Origin of the sequence: Nocardia mangyaensis (genome assembly GCF_001886715.1) — a bacterium.
Classification (GTDB): domain Bacteria; phylum Actinomycetota; class Actinomycetes; order Mycobacteriales; family Mycobacteriaceae; genus Nocardia; species Nocardia mangyaensis.
Window position 1 is genome coordinate 509,949 of record NZ_CP018082.1, and the last position, 24,125, is coordinate 534,073.

The following is a 24,125-nucleotide window of genomic DNA, read 5'->3' on the forward strand; positions in this document are numbered from 1 at the left end:
TTATCTCGGATACGTATCATTGATATTAGCGGCTCAGTAACTGAAAACCTACGCCTGATTCGGGATTTCTCTGCGGATTCCCTCGCTCACCTGCGTGCAGGGGCGGTGGTGGCCGCGTTTGCGGGTCACGCCAACGACTCTTGTGGAGCCGGAGGGTGCCCGGGTTCGTGCCCGTCGCGGGGCTCTTCTACCACAACGTTGTAGTAGCTCAAAGATAGCTGATGTCTCATCTTCCCCCTCGCCCCCTTGATTGTGTGGCGTACGACACGTTCCGGGCGCCCTGGGATGAATGTTCAACCTGGGCGCCCGGTTTCGGTGAGGGTCAGTCTACAGGCGCTCGATGATCGTGCCGGTGGCGAGTGCGCCACCGGCGCACATCAGCACCATGGCGGTCCCGGCGCCGGTGCGCTCCAGTTCGTGCAGCGCGGTCGTGATCAAACGTGAACCGGTGGAACCAACCGGATGCCCGATTGCGATCGCACCGCCGTTGACATTTACCCGTTCCATGTCCGGCTGATGTACAGAAGCCCACGAAAGTGCCACCGAGGCGAATGCTTCGTTGATCTCGAATACATCGATATCGCCGATCGACATTCCGGAGCGCTCGAGCAGTCGCGTGCACGCCTGTACCGGGCCGTCGAGGTGGAACTCCGGCTCGGCACCGACCAGGACCTGGGTGTGGATGCGCGCCCGCGGCCGCAAACCCTTTCGGCGTGCGACGGTTTCGTCCATGAGCAGGACCGCGGCGGCGCCGTCGGAGATCTGCGATGACGTGCCCGCGGTGTGCATGCCGTCGGCCACCACGGGCTTCAGTGCGGCCAGGCCCTCGCGGGTGGTCGCGCGCAGGCCTTGATCGCGGGTCACCTCCGCCTTCTCGCCGGTCAGTGCGCCCTCGCTGTCGAGCACGGGCGCCGAGACCGGGAGCACCTCGCGGTCGTAGCGGCCCTCGGCCCACGCCTTGGCCGCCAATTGCTGTGAGCGCAGGCCGAATTCGTCGATGTCGGCACGGGTGATGCCGCGCCTGCGGGCGATGCGCTCGGCCGCGCCGAACTGGTCGGGCAGATCGATCGACCATGACGCGGGCCGCCGCGGTCCGGCCTCGGTGCCGACATTGGCGCCCAGCGGCACCCGGCTCATCGCCTCGACGCCGCAGGCGATACCGACCTCGATCGCCCCGGTCGCGATGAGGCCGGCGACGAGGTGGTTGGCCTGCTGGGCCGAGCCGCACTGGGCGTCGATGGTGGTCGCGCCGGTCTGCCAGGGCAGGCCCGCGTGCAGCCAGGCGGTGCGGGTGATGTTGTTGGACTGCTCGCCCGCCTGGGTGACGCAGCCGCCGATCACCTGCTCCACCTCGGCCGGGTCGAGTCCGGCCCGGTCGAGCAGGCCGCGCTGGGCCAGGCCGAGCAGTTCGGCGGCGTGCAGTCCCGAAAGTAGCCCGCGCCGTTTCCCGATCGGAGTACGCACGGCTTCGACGATGACGGGTGTTCCCATCTGATTCTCCCTCGTAACTGCAACAAGTTCTGTTCTATGGCCCAGGGTAAAACCGTGAGGTTCTTCCGTCGCGGCTACCCCTGTGCTTGAATGATTGTAGAACGTGTTTCAGTTTGTCGAAGGAGACATCTGGTGGTAGATCCGCGCAATGAAGCCACGGGCACGCAGCCGAACCTCCCCGAGGGGTTCGATGTGACCGACCCTGCCATCTACGCCGAGCGTGTCCCGGCGGAGGAGTTCGCCGAGCTGCGCCGGTCGGCGCCGATCTGGTGGAACCCGAAGTCGCCCGACGTCGGTGGTTTCCACGATGACGGCTTCTGGGTGGTGAGTAAGCATGCCGACGTGAAAGAGGTCTCCCGTCGCAGCGACGTGTTCTCCACCTACGAGAACACCGCCATTCCCCGGTTCAACGACGACATCACCCGCGAGCAGATCGAACTGCAGCGTTTCGTCATTCTCAACAAGGACGCGCCGGAGCACACCAAGCTGCGCAAGCTGATCGCCAAGGGCTTCACCCCGCGTGCGGTCAACGGGCTGCGGGCCGAGCTGTCGGCGCGCGCCGAGAAGATCGTCAAGGCCGCCGCGGAGTCCGGCGGTGGCGACTTCGTCACCCAGGTGGCCTGCGAACTGCCGCTGCAGGCGATCGCCGAGCTCATCGGCGTCCCGCAGGAAGACCGGATGAAGGTCTTCGAGTGGTCCAACGATATGACCGGCTACGACGATCCCGACAATGTCGACGTCGACCCGGTCACCGCGTCGATGGAGCTGCTGGGCTACTCGTACCAGATGGCCGAGGCCAGGAAGGCGTGCCCGGCCGATGACCTGGTCACCACCCTGATCGAGGCCGATGTCGACGGTGAGTCGCTCACCCCGGAGGAGTTCGGCTTCTTCGTCATCGTGCTGGCGGTGGCGGGCAACGAGACCACCCGCAACGCCATCAGTCACGGGATGATCGCGTTCATGGAGAACCCCGACCAGTGGGAGTTGTTCAAGAAGGAGCGGCCGGCGAGTGCGGTGGACGAGATCATCCGCTGGGCCACTCCGGTCACCTCCTTCCAGCGCACCGCGCTCGAGGACACCGAACTCGGCGGCGTGCAGATCAAGAAGGGTCAGCGCCTGGTGATGCTGTACCGCTCGGCCAACTTCGACGAGGACGTTTTCGAGAACCCGGAGAAGTTCGACATCATGCGCCAGGACAACCAGCACCTGGCCTTCGGCGGCACCGGTGCCCACTTCTGCGTCGGCGCGAATCTGGCTCGCCTGGAGATCGACCTGATCTTCAACGCGATCGCCGACCATCTGCCCGACATCACCAAGGTCGGCGACCCCAAGCGCCTGCATTCGGGTTGGCTCAACGGCATCAAGGAACTGCCGGTCGACTACAAGACCACCACCTCGGGGTGCCCTGTCGCCCACTGATTGCCAGCAAACGAATAACGGCCCCGGACGGAAATGTCCGGGGCCGATATTCGTTGTGGATATTCAGGACACGGCGCGAGTAGTGGCGACGGCGCGCTCGACCTCCCAGAAGGCGCGCAAGGCGGCGATCTTGCCCTCGGCATCGACCTTGTAGGTGAAGACCCCTTCGGCGTCGATCACGTGCCCGCCGAGGGTGGTGCGGATCAGGCCGGTGAAGGCGATCTCGTTGCCGCAGGCGAAGGAGTCCTCGAAGCGGAACTCGATCGACTCGGTCATCGCGATCGCCTTGTCCCAGAACGCGCCGATCGCCGCGTGGCCCCGGTGGCCGACGCCGTCGGGGTCGAAACCCGACGGACCGACCGGGTCCTCGACGATGCCGTCCTCGGCGAACAGGGCGACCCAGGCCGCCTTGTCCTTGGCCCGGACAGCGGCCTGGGAAGCGAGACCGGCGGCGCGTGCCGAGCGGTCGAGAGCGGTCTCGGTCATGACTTCACCTTCGCGACGATGGGATCGGCGATGTACTTCTCGGCGAACCGGCGCAGCGATTCCTGCTTGGCGGCGAGCTCGCCGTCGAACCCGATCCCGTCCATCAGCCACGGCACCACGATGGTGTCGGTGACCCCCGCGTCGGCCAGATCCTGATAGCCGTCGCGGCCGTAACGGTCGATGCACACGGCCTGGATCTCGAACGGTTCCGCGGACCTGCCGTACTCGGTGCGCAGGTCGTTGAGCGTGGCGATGGTGGTTTCCAGCTGCTCGAACTTCATCATCGCCGAGGTCCAGCCGTCGCCGACGCGGGCGGCGCGGCGCAGGGCGGGGCCGGTGTGGCCGCCGATGTAGAACGGCACCCGCTGGCTGGGCGCGGGGCTCATCTGCAGCGAGTCGAAGTTGTAGAACTCGCCGTGGAATTCGACCATGCCGCCGTCGAGAACGAGCTTGATCACCTCGATCATCTCGTCGACCCGCGCGCCGCGCCGCTCATACGGCACACCGCACCACTCGAATTCCTCTGGTGCCCAGCCGATTCCGACACCGAAGCCGAACCGGTTGCCGGACATGTTCGCCAGCGAACCCACCTGGCGGGCCAGCAACAGTGGATTGCGTGAACCGAGCTTGAGGACGTTGGTGTAGAACCGCAGCTCGGTGGTCACCGCCGCCATGGCCGCCGCCGCGATCAGCGGGTCGACCCAGGGCGTCTCCGGTCCCCAGAACCGGCTGCCGTCGGGGGTGTAGGGATAGTCGGCGGCCTGGGACTTCATGTAGAACAGCGAGTCCGGCAGGCCGATCGAGGTGAAGCCGCATTCCTCGGCCGTCTTGGCCAGCTCGGTGAGCTGGTCGAGTGGGCTCAGCGCGATTCCGAGAGTGAACTTCATTCCGGACGCTCGCTTCCGACGACCCACATCGCGAAGTACTGGGAGCCACCGCCATACGCGTGTCCGAGTGCCTTGCGCGCGTCGGTCACCTGGTAGGCGCCGGCCCGGCCCATCACCTGCTTGGCCGCCTCGGCGAAGCGGATCAGGCCGGAGGCGCCGATCGGGTTGGACGAGAGCACGCCACCGGACGGATTCACCGGGATGCGACCACCGATCTCGGTCTCGCCCTTGTCGGTGAGTTTCCAGCCGTCGCCCTCGGCGGCGAAGCCGAGATTCTCCAGCCACATCGGCTCGAACCAGGAGAACGGCACGTAGATCTCGGCGACGTCGATCTCCTCGAGCGGGTCGGTGATCCCGGCGGATTGCCACAGCGCGGCCGCCGCGTCGCGGCCCGCCTGCGGATTGACCTGGTCGCGACCGGCGAAGGTGGTCGGCTCGGTGCGCATCGCCGTCCCGTGCACCCACGCGACCTTCTTGCCCTCGGCCTCGACCGCCGCCGCGGCCTCGGCATTGCCGATCACCACTGCGCAAGCGCCATCGGAGGAGGGGCAGGTCTCGTCGAAACGAATGGGGTCCCACAGCATTTGGGAAGCCAGCACCGATTCGAGGGTGATGTCGGGCTGATGCAGGTGGGCGAGGGGGTTCTTCGCGCCGTTGCGCCGATCCTTCACCGCCACCATGGCGCCGATGTGCATGGGCGCGTTCGAGCGGCGGATGTAGGAGCGCACGTGCGGGGCGAAGTAGCCGCCCGCACCCGCGCCCACCGGCATGGTGAACGGCACCGGAATCGACAACGCCCACATGGCATTCGACTCCGACTGCTTCTCCCAGGCGATGGCGAGCACCTTGCCGTGTACGCCCGCCTGCACCAGGTTGGCGGCGACCACGCCGGTGGAGCCGCCGACCGATCCGGCGGTGTGCACGCGCAGCAGCGGCTTGCCGATGGCGCCGAGCGCCTCGGCGAGATACAGCTCCGGCATCATGACGCCCTCGAAGTAGTCGGGCGCCTTGCCGACCACGACGGCGTCGATATCGGCGATGGTCAGGCCGGAGTCTTCGAGTGCGCGATCGATCGCCTCGCGGCACATGCCCGCCATGGACACGTCGGAGCGTTTTGTCACGTGATGAGTTTGGCCGGTGCCGAGCACCGCTGCGGGGAAGCCCTGCGTCCGCTGACCGTTCATCGGTCCTCCGATTCCAGAACGGCGACCAGGTTCTGCTGCAGCGCGGGGCCGCTGGTCGCATGAGCGAGAGTCCGGTTCGCGTCGCCGGAGATGATGGCCGTGGCGGCGTTGCCGATCCGTTCCAGGCCCGCCGCGAACATCGGGTTGCCCGCGAGCGGACCGCCGGACGGATTGACCCGGGTGTCGGGGGACAGGCCGATCGCCTCGGCCAGGATCAGCTGTTGATGGCTGAACGGCGCGTGGAGTTCGGCCAGGTCGAAGGTGGTGTCGCCACGGGTGGCGGCCGCGGCGGCCCTGGTGGTGGACGGTGAGCGGGTCAGGTCGCGACCACCGAGTGCCTGGGCGTCGATGTTGTGCGCCATTCCGGTGATCCACGCCGGGCGCTCGCACAGTTCGCGGGCCCGATCGCCGACCGCGAGCACGATCGCGGCGGCACCGTCGGTGACCGGCGCGATGTCGTGGGCGCGCAGCGGATCGGCGACATAGGGTGCCGCCAGCAGGGCTTCGATGTCACCGCCGGCGACGGCGGCCATCTCCTGTTCGGTCCAGCGGCCGGCGTCCAGCCCGGCCCGCGCCTGCAGGCCCGCGATCGAGACGGCGTCCGGCCACAGCGGCGCGACCAGGTACGGATCGAGCTGCATGGTCAGTACCTGCTGGATGGACTCGGCGGCCGAGGACTTGCCGAAGCCGTAGACGAGCGCGGTCTCGGCCTGGCCGGACAGCAGCTTCACCCACGCCTCGTACAGGGCCCAGGCCGCGTCCATCTCGACGTGCGACTCGTTGATCGGCGGCACGGCGCCGATCGCGTCGACCGCCGAGATGAACGAGAAGGCCCGGCCTGCCAGGAAATCCGAGGACCCCGAGCACCAGAAGTCGATATCGGACTTGGTGATGCCGAGATCGGCGTAGAGCTGCTGGAAGCACGGCACGAGCATCTCGACGCCGTTGGTGGTGCCGAAGGTCTCCGGCACATGCGGTGCGTGGGCGAACCCCACCACCGCGATTTCGGGAATACTCAACGTCGCCTCTCAGAGGTGGTGCTGGTAGGACTCGTACGGGGCATCGGCCTCGCCGGTCGGGCGGAAGTGATCGATGTTGGCCAGGGCGTGGCCCCATTCCTCGCGCGGCTTCCACACGGCCTCGACTCGCATGCCCATCCGCACCTCGGACGCCTCACAGCCGAGAACCAGGTGCAGGAACGGGATGTCGGCGCCGTCGAGGAGCACATAGGCGGCCACGTACGGCGGCTTGATGCGCTGGCCGAGGAACGGCACGTTGACGATGCAGAAGGTGGTCACCGTGCCCTTGTCGGGCAGCTCCACCAGATCATCGGTGGGGGTGCCGTCGGTCGGGTTGGCGCCGCGCGGCGGGAAATACACCCGCCCGCCCGCCTCGGAGCGTCCGCCGATCAGTTTGCCTTCGGCCAGACCGCGCAGGTAGACGCTCTCCTGAGGGGACGCGGTGTGCTTGTAGCTCAGATCGACGGGGGTGGTCACCATGGTGACCGGCTCGGCGGTGTCGTCGGTGGGTGGCGCTGCCGCGGCGGCCTCGCCCGGTTCGAAGCAGGCGATGTCGGTGATGCTGCCGGTTGGCTCGTCGGCCCACCGGGCGCGCACGCGCATGCCGGTGCTCAGCTGGGTCGGGTCGGTGACGTCCAGCGCGTGCAACAGGGCCGTATCGGCGCCGTCGAGCTGGATCAACGCCCAGGCGAACGGGCGGTCGAACGGCTGGCCTGGCAGCGGTTCGGGCACCCATGTCCATGACTGCACCGTGCCGGTCGGCGCGACCTCGACCAGCTCGGCCAGCGGGGCCGAGGTGATCGGGTCGTACTCCTGGGCGGGCACCAGCACCCGGCCGTCACTGCCGCGAACGCCGAGTATTCGGCGTTCGCGCAGTCCGGTCAGGAAGGCGCCGATGATAGGTCCGACGGATCTGGTGTAGTCGAACTGCACCCGGAGGGGTGCACTCAATACTTCCACTGCGGTATTCCCCTGGGTCACGATATCGAGTAGAACAGGTTCTTATTCTGCTGGCAAGGATTCGCCGGAAAGGGCGTCGGTCATGAAATTCGGACTGCAACTCGGTTACTGGGCTGCGCAGCCACCCGCCAATGCCGGCGAGCTGGTGATCGCGGCCGAGGAAACCGGCTTCGACGCCGTGTTCGCGGCCGAGTCCTGGGGCTCGGACGCCTTCACGCCGCTGGCCTGGTGGGGGTCGAGGACCGAGCGGGTGCGCCTGGGAACCTCGGTCGCGCAGCTGTCGGCGCGCACCCCGGCCGCGGCCGCGATGCACGCGCTCACCCTCGATCACCTCAGCGGCGGCCGGGCCATCCTCGGTCTCGGTGTCTCCGGCCCGCAGGTGGTGGAGGGCTGGTATGGCCAGCCGTTCGCGCAGCCGCTGCGCCGCACCCGCGAATACGTCGACATCGTGCGCAAGGTGCTGGCCCGCGAGGCTCCGGTGACCTCCGAGGGCAAGCACTACGGGCTGCCCTACGCCGGTCCCGGCGCGACGGGACTGGGCAAACCGCTCAAGCCGATCGTGCATCCGCTCCGTGCCGATCTGCCGATCTGGCTGGGGGCGGAGGGGCCGAAGAATGTCGCCCAGACCGCCGAGATCGCCGACGGCTGGCTGGCGATCTACTACGCCCCGCGCCTGGCGGGCATGTACAACGAGTGGCTCGACGAGGGCTTCGCGCGAGCGGGCGCCCGCCGTGGCCGGGCCGATTTCGAGATCGCCGCCAGCGCGCAGGTGGTGCTGACCGATGAGCCGGCGGCCGAGATCGAGCGGATGCGCTGGGTCACCTCGCTCTACATCGGTGGCATGGGCGCCCCAGAGCTGAACTTCCACGCCCAGGTGTACAAGCGGATGGGCTACGCGAGGGAGGTCGACGAGATCTCGGCCCTGTTCCAGGCGGGTCGCAAGGCCGAGGCCGCGGCGGCGGTGCCCGACGAGCTGATCACCGACACCGCGATCTTCGGCACCGAGGACCACGTGCGCACCCGGCTGAAGGAATGGGAGGACGCCGGGGTGACGATGATGCTGATCTCGGTTTCGGACGCCGATCAGATGCGTCGGCTCCAAACCCTTGTATCGACCTAGAACACGTTCTAAATTCGATGGGGTGAGCAGCCAGCAGACAACGGAAGTCCTCGGACTGTGGAATATCGCCGCGGCCGATCCCGAGCGGATCGCCGTCGTCGACCCGGACGGCAGGGAGATCAGCTATCGAGAATTGGCCACTCTCGCCAACCGCTACGCCAACGGCCTACGCGGGATCGGATTGCGGACCGGCGACGTCGTGGTCAGCATGCTGCACAACGGTGTGGAGGCGATCGCCGCGTATTTCGCCGCCTACCAGGCGGGTCTCTACATCGTCGCGGTGAACTGGCACCTCACCGCGCCGGAGATCGCCTACATCCTCGGTGACAGCGACGCCTCGGCCTTCCTGGCCAGTGAGCGTTTCGCCGCCACCGCGGCCGAGGCCGCCGACCTCGCCGAACTGTCCGCCGACGCCCGCTTCGCGGTGGGCACCATCCCCGGCTTCCGGCCGGTGTCGTGGCTCGGCGCCGCCGACACCGGCAGGCCGGACGAGCGTTCGGTGGGCGCGCCGATGCTCTACACCTCGGGCACGACCGGGCGCCCCAAGGGCGTTCGCCGCCCGCTGACCGGCGCCGACCCCGATGTGGTTCCGCCGCCGAACAAGGCGTTCTTCAGCCTGTTCGACCTCGCGCCCTACGACGAGCACGTGCACATCTGCGGTTCGCCGCTCTATCACACGGCCGTGCTGAACTTCTCCACCATCTCGATCCAGTTGGGGCACAAGCTCGTCCTGATGGATCGCTGGGACGCCGAGGACATGCTCCGGCTGATCGAGCAGCAGAAGGTGACGCACAGCCACATGGTGCCCACCCAGTTCCATCGCCTGCTCGCGCTGCCGGAGGAGGTGCGCGCCCGCTACGACGTCTCCTCGTTGCGCAGCATGGTGCACGGCGCCGCGCCGTGCCCGCCGCAGACCAAGCGGCAGATGCTCGAGTGGTGGGGTCCGGTCGTCACCGAGTACTACGCCGCCACCGAGGGCGGCGGCACGGTGATCAACGGGACCGAATGGCTGGAAAAGCCCGGCTCGGTGGGCAAGGCCTGGCCGTGGTCGGTGATCAAGGTGCTCGACGAGGCCGACGGCACCGAACTGCCCGCGGGCAAAGAGGGCCTGGTCTACATGAAGATGGGCGCGTCGAGCTTCGAGTACCACCACGCCAAGGAGAAGACCGAGGAGGCGCGCGTCGGTGACCTGTTCACCGTCGGTGACATCGGCTATCTCGACGAGGACGGCTACCTGTTCCTGTGCGACCGTCGCTCGGACCTGATCCTGTCCGGCGGAGTGAACATCTACCCGGCCGAGATCGAAGGCGTGCTGATGAGTCACCCGAAGGTGGCCGACGTGGCGGTTCTCGGTGTGCCCGACCCGGATTGGGGTCAGCAGGTGAAGGCCTTCGTCCAGCCGGTCGACGGTCTCGCCGGCGACGAGGCGCTGACCGCCGAGATCCTCGAGTTCGCCGCCGGTCAGCTCGCCAAGTACAAGCTGCCCCGCACGGTCGAATTCCGCGCGGAGCTGCCCCGAGACCCCAACGGCAAGCTGTACAAGCGCCGCCTGCTGTGAGAGCTGTTCCCGCTCAGGCGGCTTCGCGCCACTCCGGCGGCAGTCCGAAGAGCGGGAACAGCCGCTGGGTGTCGAGGAAGAAGTTGAGTCCGGCGATGGTCTCGCCCTCGAGCTCGAGCACCGTGATCGACCACGGCACCCAGACACCGGGCTCCTCGCTCGGCTTGTAGTGGCCGAAGGCGGGCAGGCCGTTGGCGCCCGCCAGCGGCACCATCCGCGAATCCCGGCACGCGCTGCCGGTGCCGAGCATGAACGCGGCCACGTTCGCCGGACCGGAGATCCAGAGATCGAACGGCGGCATGGACAGTGCCACATCGGCTTTGAGCAGGGTGGTGAGCGCGTCCATGTCGTAGGACTCGAAGGCCTGGACGAAATCGTCGATCAGCTTGCGCTGGCCGGGATCGGACTCGTCGAACCCATCGGTGACCGTCGGCGACACCTTGGACATGGTGGCCCTGGCGCGCTGCAAGGCGCTGTTCACCGACGCGGGCGACATCATCAGCGCCTCGGCGGTCTCACTCGCCGTGAAGCGCAGTACCTCGCGCATGATCAGGATCGCGCGCTGGGTGGCGGGCAGATGCTGACAGGCGGCGACGAAGGCCAGGCGCAGCGTGTCCTTGGTCGAGGCGTGCTCGGCCGGGTCGGCGCCGAAGGCGAGCGCGTTGGGAATGGGCTCGATCCACACGTAGTCCGGCTGCGGGGCAGGCAGCGGTGAATCCGGGCGGCCCGGCCCGTTGAGATCCATCGGTCTGGCTCGGCTCTGCGGCCGGTCGAGCATGTCCAGACAGATGTTGGTGGCGATCTTGTACAGCCACGAGCGCAGGCTGGCGCGGCCCTCGAACGAGTCGTAGGAGCGCCAGGCGCGGGTGAAGGTCTCCTGCACGGCGTCCTCGGCCTCGAAGGAGGAGCCGAGCATGCGGTAGGCGTACGCGCACAACTCGCGCCGGTGCGTCTCGAATTCGGCGAGCACGTCGGGATCGGGGCCGGTGGTCGCGGTTGTGGCGTCGGTCATAGCAGTCACGATGCCACAGGGGTCTGACAGCCAACAGAGAGAATTTTCGCCGGTCCGATGAATCCGGAACCGTTGCCGCGTCTACATGAACGAGACAGCAACAACGCGCTTCCGAAAGGTTCCCGCCATGAGCAGCAAGATGATCTTCATCAACCTCCCCGTCGCCGATCTCGACCGGTCCAAGGGGTTCTACGAGGCGCTCGGCTGGAAAGTGAACGAGGATTTCACCGACCAGAACGCATCCTGCATCGTGGTCGACGACAACATCTGCCTGATGCTGCTGACCAAGGACTTCTTCACCACATTCAGCAAGCGCCCGATCGGCGACACCGCCGGCACGATCGCCGCGGCCTACGCGCTGTCGCTGGGTAGTGCCGCGGAAGTGGACGCGTTGACCGAGGCCGCAGTGGCTGCGGGTGCCTCCGAGGAAGTGAACGACGACAAGCGGGCCGAGGAAGCTCAGGTGGGTATGCACGGCCGCACCTTCATCGACCCCGACGGCCACCAGTGGGAGCCCTTCTACATGAACTACCCGGGGGCGTAGTCCCTGCTGAACCTCAGGGCGCAGGGCACTTGTCCTGCGCCGTCGAGGTGCTTCTCAGGAGCCGGTGAAAGTGGGCTTGCGCTTTTCGGCGAAGGCTCGCGGCCCTTCCTTGGCGTCGGCTGATTTGAACACCTCGATGCCGATCTTCGCCTCGATCGGGAACGCCTCGTTCTCCGGCATGCCCTCGGTTTCGCGCAGGGTGCGCAGCATCGCCTGGACGGCGAGCGGGCCGTTGTCGGCGATCAGGCCGGCCAGCTCCAGGGCCTTGTCGAGGGCGGTGCCGTCGGGGACCACGTGGCCGATGAGGCCGATCTCCTTGGCCTCGGCAGCGGTGATGTGGCGACCGGTCAGCAGCAGCTCAGCGGCCACCGTGTACGGGATCTGCCGGGCCAGCCGCACCGCGGAACCACCCAGCGGGAACAGGCCCCAGCGGGCCTCGGAGACGCCGAACTTGGCGCTTTCCGCGGCCACGCGCAGGTCGGTGCCCTGCAGGATCTCGGTGCCACCGGCAATGGCCGGGCCCTCGACCGCCGCGATCAGCGGCTTGGACAGTCGCCGCCCCTTCAGTAGCGCGGGGAGGTAGGCCGGGTCCCAGCCGCCGCTGGATGCGGTGTCCCCCGGATGCTGCGAGCTCATCGCCTTCAGGTCCATCCCCGCGCAGAAGGCCCCGCCCGCACCGGTGAGGATCGCGACGCGGATGTCGGGATCGCTGTCGACCTGGTCCCAGGCGTCGCGCATGATCGCCATCATCTCCCCGGACAGCGCGTTGCGCGCCTCGGGACGGTTCATGGTCACGATGAGGACGTGGTCGCGCTTCTCGACCAGGCAGTGGGCCATCTGGATATCTCCTGACATTCGACTCTTGTCAGAAACAGTAACACGTTCTATTTTTAACACTGTGAGCTACAACATAGCCGATCTCGTCGAACATGCCGTCGACTTGATGCCCGACCGGATCGTGCTGGTCGGCGAACATCGAGAGTCGACCTACGCCGAACTGGAGGAGCGGGCCAACAAGTTGGCCCACTACCTGCTGGAACAAGGCGTACGTCCAGGCGACAAAGTCGGGATCTACTCCAGGAACACCGTCGAGGCCGTCGAAGCGATGGTCGCCATCTTCAAAGCCAGGGCGGTGATGATCAACGTCAACTTCCGCTATGTCGAGAACGAGTTACTGCACATCTTCGAGAACTCCGACATGGTCGCGCTCATCCACGAGCGCCGCTACACCGACAAGGTGGCCGGGGTCAGGGACAAGGTGCCCGCGCTGAAGACGGTCATCGTCGTCGACGACGGTACCGATGCGCCCACCGCGCCCGATTCGGCGGAATTCGAAGCGGTACTCGCGGCTTCGTCGGGCGAACGCGACTTCGGAGAGCGTTCCCCGGACGACATCTACATGCTCTACACCGGCGGCACCACCGGCCTGCCCAAGGGCGTGATGTGGCGCCACGAGGACGTATGGCGCGTCCTCGGCGCCGGCATCAACTTCGTCACCGGCGAATACGTCAAGGACGAATGGGAGCTGGCCAAGGTCGGCGCCGCGAATCCGCAGATGGTGCGGTTCCCGATCCCGCCGATGATCCACGGCGGCTCCCAATGGGCCACCTTCCACAGCCTCTTCGGCGGTGGCAAGGCCGTGATGATCCCCGAGTTCAGCGGGCACGGCGTCTGGCAGGCCGTCGACAAGCACGGGATCAACCTGATCTTCATCACCGGTGACGCCATGGCGCGGCCGATGCTGGACGCCCTCGCCGAGGGCAACCCGGAAACCGGAGAACCCTACGACCTCTCCACGCTCTATGTGCTGGCCAGCAGCGCGGCGCTGTTCTCCCCGGCGCTCAAGGACAAGTTCCTCGAGCTGCTGCCCAACCGGATGATCTCCGACTCCATCGGCTCCTCGGAGACCGGCTTCGGCGGTCTGTCGCTGGTCGCCAAGGGCGCCAACCACACCGGTGGCCCGCGCGTGAAGATCGACGCCGCCACCCAGGTGCTCGACGAGGACGGAAAGCCCGTCGAGCCGGGCTCCGGCGTCGTCGGCATGCTGGCCCGCAGCGGACATATTCCGCTCGGGTACTACAAGGACGAGGTGAAGTCCGCCGCGACCTTCAAGGAGATCGACGGGGTCCGCTTCGCCATCCCCGGTGACTACGCCCGCGTCGAGGAGGACGGCACCGTCACCATGCTCGGCCGCGGCTCGGTGAGCATCAACAGCGGCGGCGAGAAGATCTACCCCGAAGAAGTCGAGGGCGCCCTCAAGGCTCACCCCGACGTCTTCGACGCCCTCGTCGTCGGCGTCGAGGACGAACGCTGGGGCCAACGCGTCGCCGCGGTCGTCCAGTGTCGCGGCGAGAGCCGCCCCACCCTCGCCGACCTCCGCCCGATCCTCACCCAGGAGATCGCGTCCTACAAACAGCCACGCAGCCTGTGGTTCGTCGACGAGATCAAACGCTCACCGGCGGGCAAGCCCGACTACCGCTGGGCCAAGGCCCAGACCGACGAGCGCCCCGCCGACGAACACGCCGACGCGGGCTCGGCCTAACCCGCGAAACACCCGGTCCGCCCAGCCTTCTCGCTGGGCGGACCGTTCGGGTTGCGTGCGGATGAGCGGTTGATCCTTGTCGGCATGAGCGGCGAGGCGAGCAGGCACGGCCGTAGATGCCTCTGGTGACGGGTTGTCTTTGGAGGACCGCTTCTTCCGCTGCAGTCGATTGCCGCCCGTGCCTCTCGAGCGACCTCCGGGTGCTGACGGATTTTGCCTCGCAACTGGGTCATCTGGAAGTCACGCCGAGAGTCGTCCAGCACCTTCTGCTACCCAGGGCGAGGTTCCGCGAGCTGCTCGTGAGACGAAACCTTCGCCGACGGCAGGTGCGGTCGCTTGAACGGCTTCCCGTCCAGCAAGTCCTCCCAGGCTCTCGGGTACGCACACCTGGACATGTGCTTCTGGGGAGCCGTTCTCCTTGTCCCGCCCGTAGTCGGAGCGCAGGAGCTCGTTCGTCTCATCTGCATCGGACCAGAGCGGCACAGCCACGCCGCGACCATGAGGTATTTCGACGAGGAGTCTTGGCGTCAACACCGCCTCGGCCACGTCAGTACATGTCTAGCGCGAGTGTGGACGTCAATAATCTCACTTATCACCTCGATAGTTACACCCAGAGCGTCGCTATCGATGATGGAGATGATATTATTGACGAATGAAACGTGAGGAGCGAATGCTGGCGCTGGCCGACTTGGCTGGCGCTCAGTGGGGGCTGTTCACCTCTACGCAGGCCGCTGAGTCCGGGTTTGCGGCGCAGCAACTCAAGCGCCTGGCCGATGCGGAGCTGATCTCACGGCTACGACATGGTGTGTACCGGTTGACCGGTGCCCCGCAGACTCCGCAGGATCTGATCCGTGCCGAGTGGCTGGCGTTGGAACCGGGGCGGCTGGCGAGGGATCGGCTCGATGACGAAACCCCGATGGGGGTGGTGTCTCACTGTTCGGCCGCGCTGCTACAGGATCTGGGTAATGTCGACGCCGACCTTCACGAATTCACGGTTCCGCGGCGGCGCGGCACCCGCAGTCACGACGTGAAGTTCCACGTCCGCGAGTTGGCTCAACAGGATTGGCATCTGGTGGCGGGCCTGCCGGTCACGCGTCCGTTGCGCACGGTGGTCGATCTTGCGGCGGCACGTACGGATGGTGGGCATCTGGCCACGATCGTGCGAGATGCGATTCTGACCAATGACACGACTCGAGACGAGCTCGCGGAAGCGCTGCGCCCCTACGCCCATCACTACGGAATGGCGCTCGGCGCCGGGCATGATCTGGTTCGCAGTTTCATCGGCCAGGCGGGTGTTCCCGAGTCGGCCCTATCCCTGACCCGACCTGATCTTGCGGCGGATTTTGCTTTTACCGACGGCGAGCGTAGGTTCCTCGCCCAAGTCAAGGCTTTCATGGACCGGAGTGGGCCCGGCCTGGGACCGCGCCTGAATGAGCGACTTGGTGTGGCCGGTCAGCGAGGCTTCGCGCCCGGCGAGGACTCGGAGTTGACGAGCTTCCTGCTTTCGCTCGGTAGTCGCACTCCTGCTGAACTGCAGGCGGTATGGGCTCTCGTGGCCGCTATCGCCGGTGATGAGTCGAAGGGCATCGCGGCCGCAGGGCGACCTGTTGGCTTGGAAGTGGGTTCGCGCTCGGCGCGGTCCGGGTTCGATCATGACGACGACAATCGGGGTGGGGATGAGCGCAGCGGCGAGGAAGTGTCCGACCGATCAAGGGTTCCAGCGGGCGATCAACGATCGGATCGCGAAGCAGGCGCGTAAACTAAATCGCCCGTCTAGCGAGCTGCACAGGGAGTTCTTCATGCAGCGGATGCTGGCGCGAGTGTTCGTCGATCCGTTCGGACCTTGGATTCTCAAAGGCGGTACGTCGCTTCTGGTTCGGATACCCGGCGCTCGCCACAGCCAGGATCTGGACTTGTTGCATCCTGATGCAGCAGCTGAGGTGTACCCCGATGTTGGGCGTCAGTCCGCTCCAGCATTTCCCGATCGATCTGACAGCCGGTAAGCAGTTGATCGGGCAGGTCGATTTGATAGCGCCGACGCCGACGATCGAGATCGAGGATGTCGAGATGCCACCGAAGTTCGCGTGCTATCCGCTGGTGGACCAGATCGCCGACAAGTTGTGCGCGATGTACGAATTCCATGGTGAGGCCGGGGATCCGTCGACTCGGTATCGTGACCTCGCTGATCTGTTGCTGATCATCCGTACCTCGGATTTCGACGCGGGCTTGTTCGGACTCGCGTTGGATCACCAGCGTCGGCACCGGATGTCACTCGAGCTTCCTGTTGCTATTGGTGTCCCTGGACCTGCTTGGAATGCGTCGTATCCTGCGTCGGCTCGGCTGGTGAAGGGACTTCCGGAGGAGTTGCACCAGTTGGCGGTTGCGTTGGAATGCCTCGCTGTGTGTATGGATCCGATCTTGGCTGGCCGTGTCACGGTGGGAAAGTGGGATCACACGGCGCAGCGGTGGAGTCGATCGACGGATCCCTTCGGTGGGCTCTAGCGGTTGCCGAGTTCGGAGAGTTGGTAGGCCATGGTCCTGCGGACGGTGGGGATGCGGGTGAGCAGGTTCAGGGCGGTGTTGCGGAGGGCTCGGGTGGGGCGGGTGCGGAGGGTCATCATGCGGGTCATGCGGTCGGTGAGGGCGACGACCTCGAGGGCGATCGGGCGGCGGACCTTCTCGTAGGTGTCGAGGAGGGAATCCGGTTCGCCGGCCTGGACTTTCGCCAGCAGGGTGCCGAGGAGGGCGGCGTCCTGGATGCCGGTGTTCATGCCCTGGCCGCCCGCGGGGCTGTGGACGTGGGCGGCGTCGCCGGCGAGGAGGACGCGGCCCGCGCGGTAGTGGTCGGCGACGCGGTGGTGGACGCGGAAGCGGGAGCTCCACAGGACCTCGTGGACGCGGATCTCGCCGTCCGGGCCTCGGGCGGCGAGCAGCTGCTGGATGTCGTCGAGGGTGGGGTGTTCGGGGGCCTCGTCCACGGTGGCGACGACGCGGTAGCGTTCGTTCGCCTGGTCGGGGAGCGGGGCGACCACGGTGGCGCCTTCGGGGGACAGGTGCAGGGATACCTCGTCGCGTGGTGTCGGCCAGCTCATCCGGACGTCGGCCAGGATGAACGACTGGGGGTAGGAGTCGCCGGTGAAGCCGATTCCGGCCTGCTCGCGGACGATGCTGTGCATGCCGTCGGCGCCGATCACGTAGTCGGCGGTGATGGCACCGGGCTGATCGGCGCCGTCGACGTATTCGACAGCGACACTGCCCTTTTCGTCGATGACCCGGGTGACGGTGAACGGCCGGTGGACCGTGCCGCCCAGTTCGCGCAGACGCTCCAGCAACACCTGCTCGGTGACATCCTGCGGCACCAGCAGTGTGTACGGGAACGCGGTGGGCAGATCGCCGAATCCGATGGTGGCCAATGACTTCGCGCCGTCGTGCAGGTGGAAGGTCGACACCTTGTTTCCGCGCGCGGCGAGCTGATCCGCGATACCGAGTTCGTCGAGCACCTCGAGCGTCCTGGCGTGCACCACGGCGGCACGAGAGGTGTTGGCGCCCACGGCCAACCGGTCGATGAGGACGTGGTCCACGCCCGCTTCGGCGAGCGCGATCGCGGCGGTGAGCCCGGCGGGCCCCGCGCCGACGATGACGACGGAGGTGGTGGCGGGCAGCGGGGTGGTAGTCATTTCGACTCCTCGGTCAACGTTTGTTTGCCAACGCTTGTAGGCACAACGGTAGACCCAATCGTGGAGGGAAGTCAACAGGTGTTGGCCTACAATCGTTGGCATGTCATCCGCTGAGCAGGAGCACCCCGTTCGCCGGTCCGATGCCACTCGGGCCGCCATCCTCGCCGCCGCCCGCGCGCGCTTCGCCGCCGACGGCTACGCGAAGGCCACCATCCGCGCCATCGCCGCCGACGCCGCGATCGACCCGTCGATGGTGATGCGCTATTTCGGCAGCAAGGACGGCCTGTTCGCTGCCGCGGTCCAGATCGACCTCGACCTCCCCGACCTGTCCACCGCCGACCCCGACGCCATGGGCGAGCTGCTGATCCGCCATTTCCTGGCGATCTGGGAAGACGGCGACAACACTGTCCTGCTGATCCTGCTGCGCACCTCGATCACCGACGACGCCGTCGCCCGCCGAGTCCGCGAGATCTTCGCCGCCCAGGTCCTGCCCGCCGTCCTCCGTTTCGGCACCCCCGCCGACGCCCCCCACCGCGCCGCCCTCATCGTCACCCAACTCCTGGGCCTCGCCCTGTGCCGCTACATCCTCGAGATCCCCCCGGTGGTAGCCCTCACCCCACAACAAATCGTCACCGACATAGCCCCCACCCTCCAGCGCTACCTGACCGCGGCGCCGATTGATACATCGCGAGTAGGGTGAGGACGTGGACCAGCCGAGGGAAACTGCGGATGGTAAGCGCCGGTTCGAAGAGGAGGCGGCAGTGCGCGTGCTCCGGGCAAGCGGCGAGCTGAATCGCCGACTCGCGGAAGGTGTCAGCGCGGCTGGGCTCGTGCCGGACAAGGCCGACAGCGCGCGCACCGACGATCAGGTGAGCGCGCTGTCCGAAGACTTCGCGAGGCGCCATCGAGGCCTGTTGAATCGCCTCGCCGAGTAGGCGTGCCGATCGATCGGGTTACGAGGCGAGGAGCGGGCCGTACTTCTGGCGGGCGGCTTCGCCTGAGGTGCCGACTTCGGCGCCTATGGTCGACCATGGCACGCCACGCTCTCGTGCGGCAGCGACGCCGTCGATGACCTGGCGTTCCGCCTCCGCCCTCGCGACCACGGCAGCGCGAAGAGCTGCGAGGGCGGAGGGGTCGCGCTTGTCGTCTGCGCGCGGCTCGTAGTTCTCGAATCGCCGCGCCAGGTCGTCGGCGTGGGCGAGGATGTCTTTCGTGGTACGTGGCATGTTCATCACCTCAGAAACTTCGGCCGGGCTTCCATAGCGTGGATGATGACGTGCGAGTCGGTACTGGTCACGTAGCCGATTTCCAGCATCGTCGCGTCCATTGCCGGTCCGATGAGCATGATGAAACCATCATCCAGATCGAACGCGGCGAGCGCGTTGTTGAAAGCGTGCACCATGTCGCCGGAGTCGATGCCGTGCTTGTAGGCACTTGACGCGATCACCGGCTCCGGCTGCATGATGACAAGTTACCTTGCCATCATGCGAGCCGCAAGGCCTAAGCCAGTTCCGCGCCGAGGGCGAGGAGGTGGGGGGTGGCGCCGCCGAGGGCGAATTCGTTGTGCTTGGCGGCGGTGAAGTAGTTGTGGACGATGTGGTCGCGGTCGATGCCGATGCCGCCGTGAACGTGGATGACGGTGTGGGCGACCCGGTGGCCGGCGTCGGCGGCCCAGAACTTGGCGATGTGGATGGACTCGGCGGCGGGGAGGTTCTCCGCGACGCGCCAGGCCGCCTGGGTGACGGTCAGGCGCAGGCCCTGGACGTCGATGTAGGCGTCGGCCAGGCGCTGGGCGACGGACTGGAACGCACCGATGGGCTTGCCGAACTGTTCGCGGGTGCGGGTGTAGTCGGCGGTGAGTTCGAGCGCGCGTTCCAGGGTGCCCAGCTGCAGGGCCGACAGGCCGAGCCAGGCCTGTTCGCGCAGCCAGGTGAGGATGCCGGCGCCGGATTCGACCGTGCCGACCAATTCCGCTGGGGTGGAGTCGAATTCGACGAGGAACTCGGGGGCGAGGTCGACGATCGACTGCGCGGTGCGGCTGACCGAGGTGTGATCGGGATCGAGGGCGAACACCGCGACGCCACCGGAGGTGCTGGCAGGCACCAGGATTCGCTCGGCCCGATCGGCGAAGGGGACGGTCGTCGCGGTTCCGGTGAGTGCCCAGGTGTCGCCGGTCGCGGTGGCGGTGAGACCGGGCGTGCCGGTGGTCGCGAGATTCTCCTCGGCCAGTGCGGCCGTCAGGACGATCTCGCCCGCACCCGCCCGCGCCGCCAGTGCCCGTTGCGCGTCGTCACCGAACCGGGCGAGCGCGCCCGCGCCGAGCACGATCGACCACAGGTAGGGCACCGGGGCCACGGAGCGGCCGAGTTCACGCAGGATCGCGGTCTGCTCGAGCATCCCGAAACCGCCGCCGCCCTGGGCTTCCGGCAGCGCCGCGGCGAGCACGCCGGTCTCGGCGAGCGACTTCCACAGCTGCTCGTCGAAGCGGCCGTCGGTGTCGAGTTCGCGCACCCGGTCGGCGGTGACCAGCTTGGCGCAGATCTCGCCGGTCAGCCGGGCGAGATCGGTCTGGGCTTCGGTGGGAGTGAAATCCATGAGGGGATACCGGCTTTCGGGATCAGCGGGCAGCGGCGGGCTGGCGCAGGGCGGTCATGGCGATGATGTCGCGCTGCACCTCGTTGGTGCCGCCGCCGAAGGTGAGGATCAGCGCGGCCCGGTGCATCCGCTCCAGCCGGCCGTGCAGGATCGCGCCGGGGGAGTCCTGGCGCAGGTAGGCGTGCGGGCCGACGACTTCCATCAGCAGCCGGTAGGCCTCGGTCGCCAGCTCGGTGCCGTAGACTTTGCAGGCCGAGGCGTGCCACGGTTTCGGCGCCGCCTCGCCGCCCAGGTCGGCGCGGCTGGCGATCTCCCAGTTCAGCAGCTTCAGGTATTCGACCTTGGCGTGCACGCGGGCCAGATTGAGCCGGACCCATTCCTGGTCGATCACGCGCTTGCCGTCGGGCGTGGTGGTCTCGGTGGCCCACGCGATGGTCTGCGCGGTCGAATGCGACAGCGGTCCTGCCGAGGTGAGGGCGACGCGCTCGTGATTGAGCTGGTTGGTGATCAGCGACCAGCCGCCGTTCTCCGGACCGACCAGCGACGACGCCGGCACCCGCATGTCCTGGTAATAGGTGGCGCTGGTGTCGACGCCGGACATGGTGTGCACCGGCGTCCAGGAGAAACCGGGGTGATCGGTCGGCACGATGAGCATGCTGATGCCCTTGTGCTTCTTGGCGGTGGGATCGGTGCGCACCGCCAGCCAGACGTAGTCGGCGTAGGCGATGAGGCTGGTCCACATCTTCTGGCCGTTGATGACGTAGTCGTCACCGTCGCGCACCGCGGTGCTGCGCAGCGAGGCCAGGTCGGTGCCCGCGCCCGGCTCGGAGTAGCCGATCGAGAAGTGCAGTTCGCCGGCGGCGATCTTGGGCAGGAAGAACTTCTTCTGCTCCTCGGTGCCGTACTGCATGATCGTCGGCGCGACCGAGTTCAGCGTGAGGAACGGCACCGGCGCGCCCGCGATGGCCGCTTCCTCGACGAAGATCAGCTGATCCATCGTCGTGCGGTCCTGACCGCCGTATTCCTTCGGCCAGCTCAGCGTCAGCCAGCCGTCGCGACCCATGTCGCGCACGACCTCTTTGTAGACGTCGCCGGACCCGTACTCGCCGGTGGTCATGCTCAACGCCGCGCGACGTTCGGGCGTGATCAGGCGGGCGAAGTACTCGCGCAGCTCCGCGCGTAATTCTTCCTGCTGCGGCGTGTACGCGACGCGCATGGGTTCCTACCTCGGTATCTGGCTGCGAAAACGGATGGGGGCGCGGCGGTGCGGGGTCGGCCCCGCCGAATCCGATCATTGCATATGGACTGGAACATGTTCCAGTATTGACAGGGATTGGATGGCTGTTCCGCCCCGTGAGCAGCACTGTCTGGGTTAGTCTCGCCGAGACCGCGAGGAAGGAAGTTCCCATGAAGATCATCGTCGATTTCGACCGGTGCGAAGCGAACGGCATCTGTGTAGGAATCGCCCCTGACATGTTCGAACTCGATGACGACGATCTGCTGCACGTGTCCGAGGGCGACGTGGCGCCCGATCGTGTCGCCGATGCCGAGGAGGCCGTGGCGCAGTGTCCCAAGGCTGCGCTGAGGTTGTCGTGATCGGCTCTTGTCGGATTGTGGAACACGTTCTAGAGTCGGCCCGATGAGTGTGACGCAGATTTCACTGGAGGGCCGGGTCGCCATCGTGACCGGCGCCGGCGCCGGTCTCGGTAGGGCCGAAGCGCTGGCCCTGGCCTCGGCGGGCGCGGCGGTGGTGGTCAACGACCTCACCGAGGACGCGGCCGCCGAAACCATCGCCGCGATCCGCGAGCTCGGTGGCAAGGCGGAGTTCGTCGGCGGTTCCATCGCCGAGCGGGCCACCGCCGACGCGCTCGTTTCCACCGCGCAGGAATCACTGGGCGGGCTCGACATCGTGGTCAACAACGCCGGTATCACCCGCGATCGCATGCTGTTCAACATGTCCGACGAGGACTGGGACGCCGTCATCGCGGTGCACCTGCGCGGTCACTTCCTGCTCTCGCGCAATGCCGGTGCCTACTGGCGCGCCGCGTCCAAGGCGGCGGGCGAGCCGGTCTACGGCCGGCTGGTCAACACCTCGTCCGAGGCGGGTCTGCTCGGTCCGGAAGGTCAGGCGAACTACGGCGCGGCGAAGGCGGGCATCACCGCACTCACGCTGACCGCTGCGCGCGGCCTTGCCCGCTACGGCGTGCGTGCCAACGCCATCTGCCCGCGGGCGCGGACCGCGATGACCGAGGCGGTCTTCGAGTCGGCGCCCGAGGGCACGGTCGACCCGCTGTCCCCCGAGCATGTGGCCAAGCTCGTCGCCTATCTCGCCTCGCCCGCCGCCGACGCGGTGAACGGTCAGGTGTTCGTCGTCTACGGGCCCATGGTCGCGTTGATGGCCGCGCCGACGGTCGAGCAGCGCTTCGACGCCGACGGCGCCGAGTGGGCCGAATCCGACCTCGCCGCCGCCCTCGGTGGCTATTTCGCAGAGCGTCCCGCCGACCACACCTTCTCGGCCCGCGCCCTGCGCGATCTGGGCTGACCCGCCCCTCGGTGGTTTGCCCGATGTTGGCTCGCCGCGCGCCACGATGAATCTGTCACCTCAGTTGTGTTGATCACCGGTCCAGCTGTTGGTAGACATGAGCGTCGGGGTGTGTGACGGCTCACAGGAGGGCGTACGAGTTCGATCAGCATTCGTTTCAGTTTTCTCGACAGATTTCGAGAAAAAGTCCTGGTCTAAGTCACCTGAAATGGCAGACATTAGTGGGAACGTGTTCTAGTCTTTGGTCAGTCTTCAGATCGGGGTGGCGGTGAAGTACGGGTACGCGGACATATCGGTCCGCCCGTCGAACAAGGAGGAATGTGCATGAATGACCTCCTTGCTGTCCCGTTGCGGGCGGTCGGCGGATTCTTCCAACTCAGTGCCGATGTGGCGCGAGCATCCTTCCGTCGACCGTTCCAATGGCGCGAATTCATCGACCAGGCGTGGTTCATCGCTCGCGTCTCGATCGTGCCCACCCTGTTGGTCGCGATCCCGTTCACGGTGTTGGTGGTCTTCACCCTCAACATCCTGTTGCGCGAGATCGGCGCCGCCGACCTCAGCGGCGCGGCCGCCGCGTTCGGTGCCGTCACCCAGGTCGGACCGATCGTCACGGTGCTGATCGTGGCAGGCGCCGGTGCCACCGCGATCTGCGCCGATCTGGGCGCACGCACGATTCGCGAAGAGATCGACGCGATGATGGTGCTCGGCATCGACCCGATCAGCCGACTGGTCGTGCCGCGCGTGCTCGCCTCGATGTTCGTGGCGCTGATGCTCAACAGCCTGGTCTGCACCGTGGGTATCGTCGGCGGCTTCGCCTTCTCGGTCTTCCTGCAGGGCGTGAACCCGGGCGCGTTCGTCAACGGCATTCCGCTGCTCACGAACCTGCCCGAACTGATTTTGTCCGAGGTCAAGGCCGGCCTGTTCGGCTTGATCGCCGGAATGGTGGCCTGTTACCTCGGTTTGCAGGTGAAAGGCGGGCCGAAGAGTGTCGGTGACGCGGTCAACCAAACAGTCGTGTTCGCCTTCATGGCGCTGTTCGTGGTGAATGTGGTCGTCACCGCGATCGGCCTGAAATTCACGGTGCGGTGA

Annotated in this window: 26 protein-coding genes; 13 read left to right on the plus strand and 13 right to left on the minus strand. The window is 66.8% G+C overall.

The window, feature by feature from the left end:
* Positions 1-327: 327 nt before the first annotated feature.
* A complete protein-coding gene (locus BOX37_RS02350; protein WP_071926056.1) occupies positions 328-1,491 on the minus strand; it encodes a steroid 3-ketoacyl-CoA thiolase in 1,164 nt (387 codons plus the stop codon).
* A gap of 132 nt (positions 1,492-1,623) precedes the next feature.
* Here BOX37_RS02350 and BOX37_RS02355 point away from each other — a divergent pair, with 132 nt between their 5' ends.
* The gene (locus BOX37_RS02355; RefSeq protein ID WP_071926057.1) at positions 1,624-2,910 is read left to right on the plus strand and encodes a cytochrome P450; all 1,287 of its coding nucleotides are present in this window, start codon (positions 1,624-1,626) and stop codon (positions 2,908-2,910) included.
* Positions 2,911-2,973: 63 nt separating this feature from the next.
* On the opposite strand, the gene BOX37_RS02360 is transcribed toward BOX37_RS02355, so the two are convergent.
* From BOX37_RS02360 to BOX37_RS02380, 5 genes are read right to left on the minus strand one after another with little or no spacing between them, the layout of a single operon-like run.
* Positions 2,974-3,396 (minus strand): nuclear transport factor 2 family protein, encoded by a 423-nt coding sequence (locus tag BOX37_RS02360; RefSeq protein ID WP_071926060.1) that lies wholly within the window; start codon positions 3,394-3,396, stop codon positions 2,974-2,976.
* A complete protein-coding gene (locus BOX37_RS02365) occupies positions 3,393-4,283 on the minus strand; it encodes a TIGR03619 family F420-dependent LLM class oxidoreductase (RefSeq protein ID WP_071926061.1) in 891 nt (296 codons plus the stop codon). The genes BOX37_RS02360 and BOX37_RS02365 overlap by 4 nt, the downstream gene beginning before the upstream one ends.
* A complete protein-coding gene (locus BOX37_RS02370) occupies positions 4,280-5,467 on the minus strand; it encodes a thiolase domain-containing protein (protein WP_071926062.1) in 1,188 nt (395 codons plus the stop codon). Before BOX37_RS02370 ends, BOX37_RS02365 begins: the two co-directional genes overlap by 4 nt.
* A complete protein-coding gene (locus BOX37_RS02375; protein ID WP_071931120.1) occupies positions 5,464-6,480 on the minus strand; it encodes a thiolase domain-containing protein in 1,017 nt (338 codons plus the stop codon). The genes BOX37_RS02370 and BOX37_RS02375 overlap by 4 nt, the downstream gene beginning before the upstream one ends.
* A gap of 15 nt (positions 6,481-6,495) precedes the next feature.
* Positions 6,496-7,467, minus strand: coding sequence for a Zn-ribbon domain-containing OB-fold protein (locus BOX37_RS02380; RefSeq protein ID WP_071926065.1), 972 nt, complete (start codon positions 7,465-7,467; stop codon positions 6,496-6,498).
* A gap of 61 nt (positions 7,468-7,528) precedes the next feature.
* Here BOX37_RS02380 and BOX37_RS02385 point away from each other — a divergent pair, with 61 nt between their 5' ends.
* On the plus strand, positions 7,529-8,566 hold the full coding sequence (locus BOX37_RS02385) for an LLM class F420-dependent oxidoreductase (RefSeq protein ID WP_071926066.1): 1,038 nt from the start codon (positions 7,529-7,531) through the stop codon (positions 8,564-8,566).
* A 22-nt stretch (positions 8,567-8,588) separates the two neighbouring features.
* Positions 8,589-10,124: an acyl-CoA synthetase gene (locus BOX37_RS02390; RefSeq protein ID WP_071926069.1), complete on the plus strand. Its 1,536-nt coding sequence runs from the start codon at positions 8,589-8,591 to the stop codon at positions 10,122-10,124.
* Positions 10,125-10,137: 13 nt separating this feature from the next.
* Here the strand turns inward: BOX37_RS02390 and BOX37_RS02395 are convergent, their stop codons facing one another.
* The gene (locus BOX37_RS02395; RefSeq protein WP_071926071.1) at positions 10,138-11,136 is read right to left on the minus strand and encodes a sigma-70 family RNA polymerase sigma factor; all 999 of its coding nucleotides are present in this window, start codon (positions 11,134-11,136) and stop codon (positions 10,138-10,140) included.
* Positions 11,137-11,263: 127 nt separating this feature from the next.
* Between BOX37_RS02395 and BOX37_RS02400 the strand changes: the two genes are divergently transcribed.
* Complete coding sequence (locus BOX37_RS02400) at positions 11,264-11,680, plus strand: VOC family protein (RefSeq protein WP_071926074.1); 417 nt, start codon at positions 11,264-11,266, stop codon at positions 11,678-11,680.
* A 54-nt stretch (positions 11,681-11,734) separates the two neighbouring features.
* Here the strand turns inward: BOX37_RS02400 and BOX37_RS02405 are convergent, their stop codons facing one another.
* Positions 11,735-12,517 carry a crotonase/enoyl-CoA hydratase family protein gene (locus tag BOX37_RS02405; protein WP_071926075.1) on the minus strand — a complete coding sequence of 261 codons (783 nt, stop codon included), beginning with the start codon at positions 12,515-12,517 and terminating at the stop codon, positions 11,735-11,737.
* Positions 12,518-12,578: 61 nt separating this feature from the next.
* Here BOX37_RS02405 and BOX37_RS02410 point away from each other — a divergent pair, with 61 nt between their 5' ends.
* From BOX37_RS02410 to BOX37_RS02420, 4 genes are all read left to right on the plus strand, one after another.
* Positions 12,579-14,222, plus strand: a complete 1,644-nt coding sequence (locus tag BOX37_RS02410; RefSeq protein ID WP_071926078.1) for an acyl-CoA synthetase — start codon at positions 12,579-12,581, stop codon at positions 14,220-14,222.
* 652 nt (positions 14,223-14,874) lie between these two features.
* A complete protein-coding gene (locus tag BOX37_RS02415; RefSeq protein WP_071926081.1) occupies positions 14,875-15,981 on the plus strand; it encodes a type IV toxin-antitoxin system AbiEi family antitoxin domain-containing protein in 1,107 nt (368 codons plus the stop codon).
* A gap of 49 nt (positions 15,982-16,030) precedes the next feature.
* Positions 16,031-16,225 carry a nucleotidyl transferase AbiEii/AbiGii toxin family protein gene (locus BOX37_RS36025; protein WP_420811603.1) on the plus strand — a complete coding sequence of 65 codons (195 nt, stop codon included), beginning with the start codon at positions 16,031-16,033 and terminating at the stop codon, positions 16,223-16,225.
* Complete coding sequence (locus BOX37_RS02420; protein ID WP_167659888.1) at positions 16,173-16,724, plus strand: nucleotidyl transferase AbiEii/AbiGii toxin family protein; 552 nt, start codon at positions 16,173-16,175, stop codon at positions 16,722-16,724. Before BOX37_RS36025 ends, BOX37_RS02420 begins: the two co-directional genes overlap by 53 nt.
* Here BOX37_RS02420 and BOX37_RS02425 read toward each other — a convergent pair.
* A complete protein-coding gene (locus BOX37_RS02425; RefSeq protein ID WP_071926086.1) occupies positions 16,721-17,899 on the minus strand; it encodes an FAD-dependent oxidoreductase in 1,179 nt (392 codons plus the stop codon). The genes BOX37_RS02420 and BOX37_RS02425 overlap by 4 nt on opposite strands.
* A 100-nt stretch (positions 17,900-17,999) precedes the next feature.
* Between BOX37_RS02425 and BOX37_RS02430 the strand changes: the two genes are divergently transcribed.
* Both BOX37_RS02430 and BOX37_RS33630 read left to right on the plus strand, forming a co-directional pair.
* The gene (locus BOX37_RS02430) at positions 18,000-18,599 is read left to right on the plus strand and encodes a TetR/AcrR family transcriptional regulator (protein ID WP_071926092.1); all 600 of its coding nucleotides are present in this window, start codon (positions 18,000-18,002) and stop codon (positions 18,597-18,599) included.
* Positions 18,600-18,603: 4 nt separating this feature from the next.
* Complete coding sequence (locus tag BOX37_RS33630; protein ID WP_156910241.1) at positions 18,604-18,834, plus strand: hypothetical protein; 231 nt, start codon at positions 18,604-18,606, stop codon at positions 18,832-18,834.
* A gap of 18 nt (positions 18,835-18,852) precedes the next feature.
* Here the strand turns inward: BOX37_RS33630 and BOX37_RS02435 are convergent, their stop codons facing one another.
* The 4 genes from BOX37_RS02435 to BOX37_RS02450 are packed head-to-tail and all read right to left on the minus strand — an operon-like array spanning position 18,853 to position 21,710.
* On the minus strand, positions 18,853-19,125 hold the full coding sequence (locus BOX37_RS02435) for a hypothetical protein (protein WP_240505173.1): 273 nt from the start codon (positions 19,123-19,125) through the stop codon (positions 18,853-18,855).
* 5 nt (positions 19,126-19,130) lie between these two features.
* The gene (locus tag BOX37_RS02440) at positions 19,131-19,361 is read right to left on the minus strand and encodes a hypothetical protein (protein WP_019044777.1); all 231 of its coding nucleotides are present in this window, start codon (positions 19,359-19,361) and stop codon (positions 19,131-19,133) included.
* A gap of 38 nt (positions 19,362-19,399) precedes the next feature.
* Complete coding sequence (locus BOX37_RS02445) at positions 19,400-20,494, minus strand: acyl-CoA dehydrogenase family protein (RefSeq protein WP_071926098.1); 1,095 nt, start codon at positions 20,492-20,494, stop codon at positions 19,400-19,402.
* Between the two features lie 22 nt (positions 20,495-20,516).
* Complete coding sequence (locus tag BOX37_RS02450; protein WP_071926099.1) at positions 20,517-21,710, minus strand: acyl-CoA dehydrogenase family protein; 1,194 nt, start codon at positions 21,708-21,710, stop codon at positions 20,517-20,519.
* Positions 21,711-21,901: 191 nt separating this feature from the next.
* Between BOX37_RS02450 and BOX37_RS02455 the strand changes: the two genes are divergently transcribed.
* The 3 genes from BOX37_RS02455 (at position 21,902) to BOX37_RS02465 (ending at position 24,125) form a co-directional block, all read left to right on the plus strand.
* Positions 21,902-22,090: a ferredoxin gene (locus BOX37_RS02455; RefSeq protein WP_071926102.1), complete on the plus strand. Its 189-nt coding sequence runs from the start codon at positions 21,902-21,904 to the stop codon at positions 22,088-22,090.
* Positions 22,091-22,133: 43 nt separating this feature from the next.
* Positions 22,134-23,036, plus strand: coding sequence for a 3-oxoacyl-ACP reductase (locus BOX37_RS02460; RefSeq protein WP_071926104.1), 903 nt, complete (start codon positions 22,134-22,136; stop codon positions 23,034-23,036).
* A gap of 324 nt (positions 23,037-23,360) precedes the next feature.
* Complete coding sequence (locus tag BOX37_RS02465) at positions 23,361-24,125, plus strand: MlaE family ABC transporter permease (RefSeq protein ID WP_071926106.1); 765 nt, start codon at positions 23,361-23,363, stop codon at positions 24,123-24,125.